This window comes from Curtobacterium sp. AB451 (genome assembly GCF_050585845.1).
Lineage (GTDB): Bacteria > Actinomycetota > Actinomycetes > Actinomycetales > Microbacteriaceae > Curtobacterium.
The window spans coordinates 89,938-103,028 of the sequence record NZ_JBOBQG010000003.1; the positions used below are offsets into that span (position 1 = coordinate 89,938).

General features: G+C 71.6%; 8 protein-coding genes and 4 tRNA genes. 4 read left to right on the forward strand and 8 right to left on the reverse strand.

Translation table 11 applies throughout. From position 1 onward, the window contains the following. Positions 1-114: 114 nt before the first annotated feature. Complete coding sequence (locus ACQXVK_RS07440; RefSeq protein WP_430853167.1) at positions 115-2,205, reverse strand: acyl-CoA dehydrogenase; 2,091 nt, start codon at positions 2,203-2,205, stop codon at positions 115-117. A gap of 214 nt (positions 2,206-2,419) precedes the next feature. On the opposite strand from ACQXVK_RS07440, the gene ACQXVK_RS07445 reads away from it, so the two are divergent. Next, on the forward strand, positions 2,420-3,874 hold the full coding sequence (locus ACQXVK_RS07445) for a peptide MFS transporter (protein ID WP_430853168.1): 1,455 nt from the start codon (positions 2,420-2,422) through the stop codon (positions 3,872-3,874). A gap of 146 nt (positions 3,875-4,020) precedes the next feature. Here ACQXVK_RS07445 and ACQXVK_RS07450 read toward each other — a convergent pair whose 3' ends face one another. From ACQXVK_RS07450 to ACQXVK_RS07475, 6 genes are all read right to left on the reverse strand, one after another. Further along, a complete protein-coding gene (locus ACQXVK_RS07450; RefSeq protein ID WP_430853169.1) occupies positions 4,021-4,311 on the reverse strand; it encodes a hypothetical protein in 291 nt (96 codons plus the stop codon). A 112-nt stretch (positions 4,312-4,423) separates the two neighbouring features. Then, a complete protein-coding gene (locus ACQXVK_RS07455; RefSeq protein ID WP_430853170.1) occupies positions 4,424-5,329 on the reverse strand; it encodes a glycoside hydrolase family 16 protein in 906 nt (301 codons plus the stop codon). Between the two features lie 292 nt (positions 5,330-5,621). Continuing rightward, positions 5,622-9,002 (reverse strand): ATP-binding protein, encoded by a 3,381-nt coding sequence (locus ACQXVK_RS07460; RefSeq protein WP_430853171.1) that lies wholly within the window; start codon positions 9,000-9,002, stop codon positions 5,622-5,624. Further along, positions 8,999-9,793 (reverse strand): DUF4194 domain-containing protein, encoded by a 795-nt coding sequence (locus ACQXVK_RS07465; RefSeq protein WP_022905539.1) that lies wholly within the window; start codon positions 9,791-9,793, stop codon positions 8,999-9,001. Before ACQXVK_RS07465 ends, ACQXVK_RS07460 begins: the two co-directional genes overlap by 4 nt. Further along, positions 9,790-11,352: a DUF3375 domain-containing protein gene (locus tag ACQXVK_RS07470; RefSeq protein WP_430853172.1), complete on the reverse strand. Its 1,563-nt coding sequence runs from the start codon at positions 11,350-11,352 to the stop codon at positions 9,790-9,792. Before ACQXVK_RS07470 ends, ACQXVK_RS07465 begins: the two co-directional genes overlap by 4 nt. A gap of 123 nt (positions 11,353-11,475) precedes the next feature. After that, positions 11,476-11,548, reverse strand: a tRNA-Val gene (locus ACQXVK_RS07475). Between the two features lie 204 nt (positions 11,549-11,752). Between ACQXVK_RS07475 and ACQXVK_RS07480 the strand changes: the two genes are divergently transcribed. The 3 genes from ACQXVK_RS07480 to ACQXVK_RS07490 all read left to right on the forward strand — a co-directional run bounded on the left by ACQXVK_RS07480 (position 11,753) and on the right by ACQXVK_RS07490 (position 12,070). Then, a tRNA-Gly gene (locus ACQXVK_RS07480) sits at positions 11,753-11,824 on the forward strand. An 82-nt stretch (positions 11,825-11,906) separates the two neighbouring features. Beyond that, positions 11,907-11,980, forward strand: a tRNA-Cys gene (locus ACQXVK_RS07485). A 15-nt stretch (positions 11,981-11,995) separates the two neighbouring features. Further along, a tRNA-Val gene (locus ACQXVK_RS07490) sits at positions 11,996-12,070 on the forward strand. Positions 12,071-12,235: 165 nt separating this feature from the next. Here the strand turns inward: ACQXVK_RS07490 and ACQXVK_RS07495 are convergent. Beyond that, positions 12,236-13,018: an MBL fold metallo-hydrolase gene (locus ACQXVK_RS07495; protein ID WP_430853173.1), complete on the reverse strand. Its 783-nt coding sequence runs from the start codon at positions 13,016-13,018 to the stop codon at positions 12,236-12,238. Positions 13,019-13,091 lie beyond the last annotated feature (73 nt).

The following is a 13,091-nucleotide window of genomic DNA, read 5'->3' on the forward strand; positions in this document are numbered from 1 at the left end:
TTGCGTGCGCGTGCTCGCGCTCTCGAAACGCGCCCCGTGTCGAACAGTGCGCCCCGACCATCCGGGGCGCAGTGTTCGACACGGGGCGCGGTCGTGCCCGATGCTCGGCGAGGACTAGGGCCGGGGCTTCTTCTCCGGCTCGGGCAGGCGACCCGCTGCGGCCTCTGCGGCGAACCACGCGCGCGCCTCGTCCTGGCGGGCCTGCTCGGCGCCGAGGGCGATCGGCGCGCGGACGTGACCGGGCTCGTAGCCGAACGAGTCGAGCAGCTGCGGGATGACCGGTCGGACCCGGGCCACGAGCCGGTCGATGTACGCCGACACCGCCCGCGCGCGCTGCGCCGTGATCCGGCCGTGCATGAGGTACCAGTCGAGGTGCTGTTCGAGCAGCCCGAGCGCGAACAGGTCGCGGAGCCAGACCAGCACGCGGCGGGTGTCGCCGGGCGGGACCTCGTCGATGGCCTCGGTGAACGCCTCCCACTGCATGAGCTCGGCGTGCGCCTTCGCGGCCTCGATCAGCTCGTGCTGGGACCGGTTCAACAGTCGTGCTGCGCGTGCGCGGTCCTTGCCCGCCGACGCCAGCCGCATGCCGATCTCCGTGACCATCGTGTCGACGCGTCCCGCGAGCAGGTCCCGCTGGGTCGACGCGTCCTGCAGGTCGGTGACGGAGGCGGCGAGGGAGCCGCGGTCGGCGACGGTCTGGCCGAGACGCCGGATGCCCGTGGCGTCGGCGAGCTTCGTGGCCGCCTGGGCCGCGACGAACTTCGCCGTGGAGGCCGCGTCCTTCGGGGCCTTCGCGCGGAAGTCGGTGAGCAGGCGCTTGCCGACGAGCTGGAGCAGGACGGTGTTGTCGCCCTCGAACGTCACGTACACGTCGAGGTCGGCGCGCAGCCCGGTCAGACGGTTCTCGGCGAGGAACCCGGCGCCGCCGCAGGCCTCGCGGCACTCCTGGAGCGTGTCGAGCGCCGACCACGTCGACATCGACTTGAAGGCCGCCGCCTGGGTCTCGAGGTCCTCGCGGCGCTGCGGGGTGTCCTCGCGCCCGCTGAACACGTCGTCGAACGTCCGCAGGAGCTTCTCGTGCGCGAACGACTGCGCGAACACCGTCGCGAGGCGCGGGATCAGCCGACGCTGGTGCCGGCCGTAGTCGAGCAGGACGCCCTCGGTGCCGTCACCCGTGGGGAACTGGCGCCGCTCGGCCGCGTAGGTCAGCGCGATCTGCAGGCCGATCTTCTGCGCGACCACCGCGGCGCCGTCGAGCGACACGCGGCCCTGCACGAGGGTGCCGAGCATGGTGAAGAACCGGCGACCGGGGGAGGCGATCGGCGAGGAGTAGGTGCCGTCCGCGGCGACGTCGCCGTAGCGGTTGAGCAGGTTCGTCCGGGGGACCCGGACGTGGTCGAAGTGCAGGCGGCCGTTGTCGATGCCGTTCAGGCCGCCCTTGTAGCCGTCGTCCTCGCCGCCGACGCCGGGCAGGAACGCGCCGTCGGCGTCACGGAGCGGCACGTAGAACGCGTGGACGCCGTGGTCGACGCCCTTCGTCACGAGCTTCGCGAAGACGACCGCCGCCTTGCCGTGCAGGGCGGCGTTGCCGATGTAGTCCTTCCACGCACCGCGGAACGGCGTGTGGATCTCGAACTCCTCGGTGTCCGGGTCGTACGTGGCGCGCGTGGCGATGCTCTGGACGTCCGACCCGTGTCCGGTCTCGGTCATCGCGAAGCACCCGGGCACCTCGAACGAGACGATGCCGGGCAGGAACTCGCGGTGGTTCCGCTCGGTCCCGAGGTGGTGGACCGCGGAGCCGAACAGCCCCCACTGCACACCGGCCTTGATCTGCATCGAGGGATCCGCCGTCGTGAGCTCCTCGAACGCTGCGAGGTTCCCGCCGTGGTTGCTCGAGCCGCCGAACTCCTCGGGGTAGGGGCGCTGGATCGCACCCGCGTCGACGAGGATCCGGAGCTGGTCGAGCGTCCGGGCGCGGGCGTCGGCGTAGGGCATGCCCTCGACCTTGTGCATCGCGGGGTCGAGTGCGAGGCGACGCGAGATGCGGCGGTCCTCGGCCCAGCGACCGAGCAGGTGCTCGCCGAGGAGGTCCACGTCGATCCGGACGTCGGTGTCCGTCCCGCCGACGGGGGTGCCCGCTGCGGGGTCGCCCGTGGCGTCGGCCTTCGGCGTGTTCGTGCTGTGGACGGGTGCGGTGTCGACCATGGTCGGAGCCCTCCTGAACTGCTCTGTCCCGTGTTGCAGAACCCACGCTATTGAGCCGACCCGCGAGTCGGGTGAACGCCGTCAGGGCAGCACAACGAGCGGGCCGCTCGTGTCGGGTGCGGTGGTGGGAACCCTCCAAACCACCGGCCGGTGAATTCCTGAGCAGGGCTAGACGATTGTGCGCGACGGTCCCGCCGAGGGCAGACTGTCCGGCATGTCAGGTACCACCACACCCGCACGCCAGCGGACGTTCTTCGGGCAACCGTTCGAGTTGTCGACGCCGTTCGCCGTCGAGCTCTGGGAGCGCTTCTCGTTCTACGGGATGCAGGGCATCGTCCTCATCTACATGTACTACACGCTCTCGCAGGGCGGGCTGGGCATCGACAAGGGCGTCGCCACCGGCATCATGGGCGCCTACGGCGGCGCGGTGTACCTGTTCACGATCATCGGCGCGTGGATCGCCGACCGGCTGCTCGGCGCGGACCGGACGCTCTTCGGCAGCGCGATCGTCGTGATGCTCGGACACATCGCCCTCGCGCTCCTCCCGGGGGTGGCGGGCGTCGGCGTCGGCCTCGTGCTCATCGCCCTCGGCTCCGGCGGTCTCAAGGCGACGGCGACCACCATCGTCGGCGGCCTGTACAGCCGTGACGACCCCCGTCGGGACGCCGGCTTCTCGCTCTACTACCTCGGCGTCAACCTCGGCGCGTTCTTCGGGCCGCTCCTGACCGGTCTGCTGCAGAGCTCCCTCGGGTTCCACTACGGCTTCGGTCTCGCCGCCGTGGGCATGGCGGCCGGGCTCGTGCAGTACGCGATCCGACGCCGCAAGCTGCCGGACGCGGTGCGCCACGTCACGAACCCCGTCGACCGCCGTCGGCTCCCGCTCGTCGGCGTGCTCGTCGTCGTGGCGCTCGTGGTGATCGTCGCGGCCGTGCTGACCGGGCTGCTCAACGTCGACAACCTGCCGACCGTGGTCGTCGCCATCGTCATCGTCGCGACCATCGGGTACTTCGTCGTCATCCTCTCCAGCGGGATCACCGCGAAGGAGCGGTCGCGCGTCCTCGCCTTCATCCCGCTCTTCATCGGCAGCGCGGTGTTCTGGTCGCTCTACCAGCAGCAGTTCACCGTCGTGACCGTGTACTCCGACGAACGCCTCGACCGGTCGCTGTTCGGCTGGGAGATGCCCGTCTCGTGGGTGCAGTCGATCAACCCGGTCTTCATCATCGTGCTGTCGGGCGTGTTCGCCGCGATCTGGACGAAGCTCGGCGGCCGGCAGCCCTCCACCCCGACGAAGTTCGCCCTCGGCACCGGCATCATGGGCATCGCGTTCCTGCTCTTCCTGCCGTTCGTCGGCACCGGGCAGAACGGCACGCCGCTGGTCGCCCTCGTCGGGATCCTGCTCGTCTTCACGATCGCCGAGCTCCTGCTGTCCCCGGTCGGGCAGTCCGTGGCCACCAAGCTCGCACCGCCGAAGTTCCAAACGCAGATGGTGGCGCTGTTCTTCCTGTCGGTGTCGCTCGGCACCGCCGTCACGGGCGTGCTGTCGCAGTACTACGACCCGAAGGACGAGGCGCCGTACTTCGCGGTCCTCGGCCTCGTCGCCGTCGCGGTCGGGGTCGTCCTGCTCGTGCTCGTCAAGCCGGTGCTGAAGCTCATGCGCGGCATCCGCTAACCTGAGGGCAGCCAGACCGGCCCCGGAACCAAGGAGTCACCAATGCTCGAACTCATCGCAGGCATCATCATCGGCATCGGCGTGCTCGGCGGCGTCGGGACCTGCATGGCCTTCGCGGCCATGATGAAGAGCGGCAACGAGGAGTACTAGCCCTCGGTGTCCGGTGCCGGCTCGACAGGCACCAGCTGACGACTCAGGACGGTCGCGCGCTCGAACGGGCCGCGGCCGTCCTTCGTGTAGACGGGCTCCTCGAACGCGACGGTCCACGTGCGCTGCGTCCCGCCGATCTGGCTGCCACCGGGGGCCACGACGACGCCGATCGGCTCGTCGGCCCACTGCTCGCCGCCGTGGTCGGTGTCGACGACCCGAACGAGGGCGCCGATGCCGAGACCCGGCTGGTCGTCGGGGCGGGGGTTGGGGGAGCGGCGTCCGAACACGCGCCCACCGTACCGCGCCGCTCCCGCCGCCCGCTCCCCGTGGTCGGGTGCTGGCCGCGCCGAGCGGTCGTGTGACGGCCGTGCCGAGCGGTCGTGTGACGCCCGCGCCGGGTCAGTCCCAGATCGAGATCCAGTCGACGGAGACCGTGCCGGCCGCACCCGTCGGGACGGAGCCGTGATCGGTCCACGTCTCGCCCTGCAGGGTGACCCGCATCGGCGTGGTCGGCACGGCCGTGGTGGTGGAGGAGACGAGCTCGCCGTCCCAGTAGAACCGGACGATGCCGTGGTCCCACTCGGTCGTGGCGACGTGGTACTCGGTGGTGTCCGTCTTCGCGTGCACCTGCACGGAGCGGTCGTACCGCACGTGACGGTTCGCGTACGTGCCCGGGATCGCGGACGCGGGGCGCGGCGATGCCCCGAGCGTGAGTGACTCGGGCCAGTCGATCTCGCCGTCGTTCCACTGGTCGGAGGACGGCCACAGCATGCCGACGAACTTGTACCCGGCCGTGACCGAGGTCTTGTAGCGGATGCTCACGCGGACGGTGGTGTGCGGGGCGTACCCGTCCGGCATGACGGCCGCGACGAGGGGTCGGCCGTCCTCGGCGTGGAAGTCGAAGTCGAGGTTGCCGTCCGCGACGGAGAGCACCTTGGTGGGGGCGTACGTCCCGAGTCCGCTGGTGTCCTGGAATCCGTCGTAGAAGCCCATGCCGGGGTAGACGGCGGCGACCTGGCCGAGCGCGGCGGGCTTCGTGAAGTCCTCGGCGTACGTCTGGTGCCACGTCCGGCCGTTCGAGGTGACGTCGCCGACGGGGAGCGGGGTCGTGTCCGGGGTGGGCGTCGGCGTCGGGGTGGGCGTCGGCGTCGGCGTCGACGTGGGCGTGGCCGGCGGGGTCGCAGTTGCGGTGGCCGACGCCGTTGTCGACCCCGGCGCCGTCGAGGACGGGACACACGCAGCGAGCGTGCCCACGACGAGGAGCCCGGTGACGATCGCGCCTGCGGTGCGTGTGCGAATGGTCACGGTACGGTCCTTGCTGGAGTCGGTGGAGCTCCTGGCGATCGTAGTCAAGGGATGTCCGCCATCCTGCTGCTGGCGGGACCCCAGTCCGGGGGTGGTGGCGAGGTCCGACCCGGTCGCACGACATGCCGCGCGCCCACCGTCACGGTCGCACGAGGTGCCGCCGGGGCCGGCGCGGGCGGCAGTTCGTGCGACCTCGGCAGCCCGCGACCTCGGCGGACCGCGAACCCCGCGACCTCGGCGGCCCGCGAACCCCGCGGCCCGCGACCCCGGCCCGCGGGCGGGACGGACGCGCCTAGGCGTCCGACGCCACGCGGGCGATCTCGGTGATCGAGGAGTGCCCGGTGTCCGGGTGCTTCCGCATCGACAGGAGCCGCTCCATCGAGGGCTCGAGGGCGGTCACCTTGTCGAGCGGCGCACTGACGACGAGCTGGAACCCGAGGCGCAGCCACGCGGTGACGGCCCGGCCGGCGAACTCCGAGTCGGCCTTGATGAACGCCTCGTCGAGGAACACCGGCGCGAACCGGGGCCGCGGTCGGGTCTCGTCGCCGAGCTGGTACCGGAGTGCCGCGCCGACGATGAACGCCACGAGCTCCTGCGTCTCACCGCCCGACTTGTCCCCGAGCGACGAGTACACGCCGAGGTCGTCGCCGGACGTGTCGTACCGGACGGCCGTGATCTCCATGTGCCGGCGGACGTCGAGCACGGCGTCGCGCTGGGTGGTCCGGCCACCGCGCGGGACGGACGGGTCCGGACGGATGACGGCCATGAAGCGCCGGAGCCGGCGGAACCGGGTCTCCAGCACGTCGTCGGTCAACTCGGTGTCGACCGACGCCGACAGCGCCCGGAGTTCGCGGCGGAAGGCCGTCACCTCTTCTCGGGTGACCCGGCGGATCTGGATCTTGAGCCGGTCGCGGTTGGCACCGAACGGCAGCTCGCGCAGGATCTCGTTGACGGGCTCGAGTCGCTCCTCGATCTCGACGACGGCACGGTCGAAGGCGCCGGCGAGGGGGACGAGGTCCTCGCCGCTCCACTGCGACAGCCGTCGACGCCACTCGCTGCGCCGGGAGTGCAGCCCGGTCGCGACGATCTGGTCGAGGATGGCCCGGTAGTCGGGGTAGGACGCGACGCCCGTCCCGAGGTTGGGGTCCGGCCAGGCGTCCTGGTAGCGCTGGAACGTCAGCGTCAACGCCGTCGAGGCCGAGGCCGCACCGTCGAGCGCCTGTGACAGCCGTTCCTCGAGGCGGCGCTTCAGGCGGCGGGTGGCGTCGTCGAAGCCGTCGACCCCGTCCGGTGCACCGACCTCGGCGAACGTCTCCTCGAGCAGTCGGGCCTGTTCGACGTCGGGCAGCGACTGCGGGGTGTCCTCGAAGCGCGACAGGATCTCGGCCGCGGCGTCCTGACCGTCCACGAGCACGGCGTGCCGCTCCTCGAGCCGGGCGACCGACTGGCGGGCGGCGGCGCGACGGTCCGACGCCTCGTCGAGGGCGGCGCGGAGCCGACCGACGGCCGTGCGCAGGGTGCGGAGGCCGTCGTCGGCGGCGAGGAGCGCCTGGCGTTCCTGGTCGAGCCGGGCGAGCGAGTCCTCGAGGCCGGCGACGTCGATCGCCTCCCACGTGACGTCCACGACGTGCTGGTGCGCCTGGCGCAGGACGTCCAGGGCGGTGATGTCCTGCGCGACGTCGGTGCGGCGGGCCTCGAGCGTGGCGAGGTCCTGGGCGATCGCGGCGAGTTCCTGCTCGACCGAGGCGACCCTGGCCTCGTTCGTGAAGCCGATGACGTTCGCCTGGCGCCGGTCGCCGTGTGCGCCACGCCGACCGTCACGGAGCTGGCCGGACTCGGTCACACGACGGCCGCCACCGCCGAGTTCCGAGGCATCGGCGACGCACCGGGCGTCGGTGCGGTCGGACTCGATCCGCTCCCGCACCCGGGTGCTGAACGGCGAGGGCTTGATGGCGAGCTTGCCGGACACCATGGACGGGTCGCCGTCGACGTCGATGTGCGGCCCGGTCGGCACGCCCTCGAACTGCACGCGCACGGGCAGGCGGAGTGCGTCGATCGCCTCGCTGAAGTCGGCGAGGCGGTCCTGGTCGACGAGCAGCGTCCGGGCGACGGGCGCCAGGACGGACTCGATCGCGGTGCGCCAGCGCTCCTCGCCGGGGAGCACGTCGAGGAGTTCGGCGACGAAGGGCAACTCGGACGGGTCGATGCCGGCCGCGCGGGCCATGGCCAGCCGAGCCTCGTGCATCGGGAGCGGCATCGCGCCCTGACGGTGCTCGAGCGACTGGCGCTCCTGCCGTAGGGTCCGCTCGCGGTCGAGGAGCGGGTACTCCTCGCGCGTCAGGGCGTCGCGACGGTCGTCGAGGTCCGAGCGCTCGGCGGCGTAGGTCCCGAGGAAGTCGTGGGCGGTCCGCTGGGCAGCGGTGAAGGCCCGTTCCGAGTCGACCGTCGTGCCGAGCACGGCGGTCCGCTCGTCGAACGTCGCCCGGGACCGGACGACGGCGTCCCGCTCGCGGGTCCGGCGGTCGATGCGGTCCTCGAGCTGCGCGAGGGCGTTGCCGCCCTGGTCGCGGAGCCGGGCCTCGGCGTCGCGGAGTTCGATCTCGACCGCGGCGTGCCGGGCCTCGGCGGCGGCGACCTCGGCGCGCGCCGCCGTGCGCTCCCGCCCGTTGCGGTCGACCTCGGCGTCGAGCAGCGACCGCTTGCGCGACGCCGTCCAGTGCGCGAAGGGCGAGACCTCGGCGCCGGGTGCGATGCCGTCCAGGGCCTCGGCCGCCGCCTTCGACCGGGCGATCTCGGCGTGCAGCTCCGTTATGGGGGAGAGGATGCGGACCTTGCGCTCCTCGGTGTCCATCGCCTCGTACGCCTCGTCGAGGGCGGAGAAGTGGGCGAGGGCACGGTCGGCCGCCTCGTACGTGCCCGGGGTCTCGAGCACGAGCGACTTGTAGAGCGCGTCGACGGTCGGCAGGTGCTGGCCGGCCTGGATCCGTGCGAGCAGGCGCATCGCCCGGTTGCCACCGCCGGAGTCGCCGATCCCGAGCCGGGTCTGCAGCGTGTACGCGAGCTCCTGGTAGGTGTCGCGGATGACGAGCCCCGGCACGCGTCCGGTCAGCTCGAGGTGGTGGAACCGCGACGGGACGAACTCCTCGAGCCGGCGCAGGTCGAACGTGTCGTCGACCGTCGCCATGGTCATCTGGATGTCGCCGACCCCGCGCGCACGCTTCGGCACGATGTACGTGCGCAGCACCGTGAACCGCCGCTCGTCGTCGTTCCGGAACGTCACCGCGACGGCGCCCCAGGTGGTCTGGTCGTCACCGCGCAGGTTGACGTCGCGCAGGCTCCCGGACTCGGGGTCGCGACGGGTGTCCACCTTGCCCCGCAGGTACGTGAGCAGGTTGCGCTGGTCGGCGCTCCGCGCGCGCCCGGTGGTCGCGTCGTTCGACGCGCCGTTGAACGGCACGTCCGACGGCATCATGACGGCGAGGTACGCGTCCATCAGCGTCGACTTGCCGGTGCCGGACGCGCCCGAGATGAGCGTGGCGGTGCCGGAGAGCTCGACCTGGCGGTGGCCGTGGAACCCGCCCCAGTTCACGACCTGCATGGACTCGGCGCGCCACTGCGCGACCGTGTCGAACAGGGCGGGGATGCCGAAGGAGTCGGTCGCGGTGTCGGTCATGCGTCCGTCTCGCCTTCGTCGTCGGTGTCGGTCTCGTCTGCCGGGAGGGACGGGTCGTCCCCGTCGGTCGGCTCGCCGTCCGGGGTGGTCGCGTCGGCGTGCGCGGTGGTGGTCCGGAGCGCCGTGTTCGCCAACCACGTGTCCAGGTCGCGCAGCCGCTCCAGCGGGAGCAGCACCTCGACCACGCTGGCGATCCGGAACCGGTCCGGGTCGCTGGTCTTGAGCAGGATCCGGGCGGTCACGAGGCGTTCGACGGCCTTCGCCACGCGGCCCTCGTCACGGGTGCGGTCGGTCGCCGTCGCGGGACGGAACCCGGCGACGTGGCCGAGGATCTCGGAGCGGTCGACGACGACCTGGTCCGGACCGGGACGGGTGTCGGCGCGCAGCCGCATCCGCAGGTAGACGAGGACGATCGTCTCCTCGCGCGTGTACGGGACGTCGCGGAGCAGCGTCGGGAACCCGCGGCGCTGGCTCTCGGAGCGGGCCTGGCGCTTCCACGCCACCTCGCGGTCGCGGTCCACGTGCAGTTCGAGGAACAGGTCGTTGAGCCGCGACCGGAGCTGGTGCTCCGCGTCGAGCACCGCGCGCCACTCGTCGGTGTGGGTGCGTGCACTCACGTAGGGGCTGCGGAGCAGCGCCACGAGGGCGCGGCGCTGCCGGTCGTCGAGACGGCCCTCGTCGCCCTCGAAGAGGGCGAAGCTCGTCTCGTCCCGTTCGTCGTCCTGCTGGACGGCTGCGGGGTCGTCGTAGGGGACCGTCTCGTCGACGGGTGCCGGTGTCGTGTCGCTCACCGCGCCTCCTGTGCGTGTTCGTCGTTCGTCGTGTCCGGGTCCGGGCCGCGCCGCTCGTCGGTGAGCGCTGCCGTCGGCATGTGGAAGGTGACCGAGCGGCCGTCCGGGCGGACCGTCCGGTGCTCGGCGAGGTGCGCTGCGGACTCGAAGTCGTCGTGGCCGGTGAGCAGGTGGGCGAGGCCGAAGAGCTCGACCGGGCGCCGCTGTTCCGGCGGCAGCCCGTGGAAGGCGTCCACGCTGGAGTCGGCCGAGGCCGAGCGGAGCGCCGCGCGCAGCTCGGTGAGCAAGGGGCCACCGTGTCGGCGCAGGGTCTCGACGTCGAGCTCCTCGAAGACGTCGTCGTCCGGCTCCTCGATCGCGGGTGGGACCGACTCGGCGTCCGGGTCGTAGAACCGTTCGCGAAGCGTGCCGACCTCGGCCGTCGCCGGCAGCAGGCCGAGCGGCAGGCGGTCACGTGCCGATCCCTGGTCCATCCACGTCGCCAGGCCGCGCTCGACCGAGCGGAGGACGGCGTCGAGCTCGCGGTCGCGGGCGACGTCGTGCGCCACGATCTGGTCGCGCAGCGTGGCCGTGAGCTGCCGGCGCTGGGCGAGGACGTCCTCGATGCCCTGCCGGAGGATGACCACCGTGTTCCGGAACGCCCGGCGCTCCGCCGCCCCGAGACCGTCCGCGAACGGGTGGGCGAGGATCGTCTGGATGTCGTCGCGGAGCCGGAGCAGCAGCGCGTCGTCGCGGAGCAGCTCGAAGGCACCCTCGAACGCGCGGCCCTCGGGCGTTGCCTCCATGAGGTTGTCCGTCCGCGCGAGGTAGTCGTCGAGGATCTCGCCGATCGGCCGGACCTCTTGCCGGAAGTCCTCGACGATCGACCGGTGCATCGCCGCCACCGCTTCCTCGACGCGCTTGAAGTCGCTCGGCAGCTGCCGGATCAGGTCGGAGATGTTCGTGTAGCCGTCGCGCATCCGGGTGTCGTCCACGGTGTCGACCTCGCCGTGCTCGAGCCGGTCGCGCTCGGCCTGCAGCTCGGCGATCTGCGCGTCGATCCGGCGGACCTGGACCGCGGGGTCCGGCTCGGCGCGGGCCGCCCAACGGTGCACGGCGTCGACGATCATCGCGAGCCGGCTCTCGCTGATGAGTGCGCGGTCGGACGAGAGGGCGTCGACGAGGGACAGGGCCTCGAGCGCGTGGCTCGTCAGGGAGTACTGCTCGTCGCCGTCGGGGGAGTTCGACCGGACGAGCCACTGCGCGGCCACCCACTCACGGCAGAGCGCGCGGCCGTTCGGTCGGGCGTCCGGTTCGCCCTGCTCGGACACCATGCCCGCATCCGGGGCTACCGAGCGGGCCTCGTTCGCGGGCGTGCGCGCGCCAGCGGCCTGCAGGCGCGCGACGTGCTCCTCGACCTGCAGGTGCATGCGGTCCGCGGGGACGTACTGCACGTCGCGGTCGAACACGGTCCGGAAGACCGCGAGCACGACGGCGCTCGTCGGGCGGGACATCAGCCGCAGGGTCGGACGGTCGAGGACCGCCCGGACCCGGGCGAACTCGAGGTCGACGTCGGTCATGCGCCCCTTCGTCCTTGCTCTGCTGCGTGGTCTGCGGTGTCGTCCCCGTCGCGTGGTCCGCGGGTCGTCGGCGGGGGAGATGCGAAGAGCCCGACGCTGCTGCGTCGGGCTCTTGCGGGTGGGTGGGCGATACCAGACTCGAACTGATGACCTCTTCGGTGTGAACGAAGCGCGCTACCAACTGCGCCAATCGCCCCTGCACTGTGCGTGCCAGTCGATAGTAGCGGATGCCGGGGCGTGCACCGAACACGGCGCGCGTCCCGGGTGTGGCGTCGGGGCTCGACCCGGCCCGATCCGCATGAACACGGGGGACACGCCCGGTGAACGAGGAGGATTTTGGTGGATGCCCTCGGGTTCGTATAGAGTTTACGTCGTCGCCGCGACAGCGGGTCGGACAAATGCGGATGTGGCGCAGTGGTAGCGCATCACCTTGCCAAGGTGAGGGTCGCGAGTTCGAATCTCGTCATCCGCTCGAGTGTGGTCTTCTCCGGAAGACCACGACTCACCAGAGGGTATCCCACCGTTCGGGTACTCACGGAGACGTGAACCTCGATGGTGGGGTGGCCGAGAGGCTAGGCAGCGGCCTGCAAAGCCGTCCACGCGGGTTCGAATCCCGTCCCCACCTCCAGTTCCACACTCCTCTGGGCGATTGGCGCAGCGGTAGCGCGCTTCCCTGACACGGAAGAGGTCACTGGTTCGATCCCAGTATCGCCCACCAGCAGAGAGCCCCCGGGAAACCGGGGGCTTTCGTGGTTTCTGGGCACCGCGAGGATCCAGGCGCCGCGCGCCCGATTCGCGCTGCCGCGGTGGGGTGACCACCGAGCGGACGGGAGGCGCGGTGCGGGCCCGCACCGCGCCTCCCGTCCGGTGGTCAGCTCGTGGATCAGCCTGCTGCCCCGGGGAACAGGGACCGGTTGGCGATGTCGATGACGAACTGTCCGCCGTACTCCGGGTAGCGCTTCGTGATGGCCGCCTTGTAGGCCGCGCCGTCGTCACCGAGCAGCTCCGCGGCGTCGGCGAGGTAGCGCTCCAGTTCGCCGAAGACCGCCGGGGTGGTGGGCAGCCCGTGACCGGCGAGGACCGTGTCGTACCCCTCCGCCTGCGCGAGGAGCGACACGGCTCGCTGCCACCCGTCGATGTCCCGCTCGCCGAAGTACAGGTGCACGTCGTGGTAGACGAGGTCCTGGGCGATCAGGACGCCGTGGTCGGGCAGCGCGATCAGGAGCTGGTCGTGCGCCTCGCCGCCGACGACGTGCTCGAAGGTCAGGAGGACACCGTCGACGACCTCCTCGCCGACCCGCACGGACCCGTCCGGCGTGACGTCGGCCACCGGGACCAGGCCGCCGGTCGGCAGGTGGACGTCGCCGCGGGCGAGGATCGCGTCGCGGACCTCGGGCAGCGACACGAGCGGGGCACCCCACCGGGCCGCCGCCGCGTAGTGGTCCGGGTGTCCGTGGGTGATGACCAGTCGGTCGATCGGCTTCCCGAGTGACCGGGCGTACTCGGCGGCCTCGTCGGCGAACGGTGCGAGGAACTGCCCGTCCACGACGATCAGCCGCTCCGGGGTCTCGATGATCTGCGACGTGACGTTGACGCTCTTCTCGGGCGCCATGTAGCTGTGGATGCGGACCTCGCCCTTGTCCAGGACGGTGACGGTTCCGTTCATGATTCCTTCTCTCCGGCCGCTTGCTGCTCGCGGCCACGGATCGATACTCTCCTCACGGAGTTCCGGCATCGAG

Bases quoted from the DNA above. Each gene is read 5' to 3' on its own strand.
- ACQXVK_RS07495 (WP_430853173.1), bottom strand. From the start codon at position 13,018: ATGAACGGAACCGTCACCGTCCTGGACAAGGGCGAGGTCCGCATCCAC.
- ACQXVK_RS07440 (WP_430853167.1), bottom strand. From the start codon at position 2,205: ATGGTCGACACCGCACCCGTCCACAGCACGAACACGCCGAAGGCCGAC.
- ACQXVK_RS07460 (WP_430853171.1), bottom strand. From the start codon at position 9,002: ATGACCGACACCGCGACCGACTCCTTCGGCATCCCCGCCCTGTTCGAC.
- ACQXVK_RS07445 (WP_430853168.1), top strand. From the start codon at position 2,420: ATGTCAGGTACCACCACACCCGCACGCCAGCGGACGTTCTTCGGGCAA.
- ACQXVK_RS07470 (WP_430853172.1), bottom strand. From the start codon at position 11,352: ATGACCGACGTCGACCTCGAGTTCGCCCGGGTCCGGGCGGTCCTCGAC.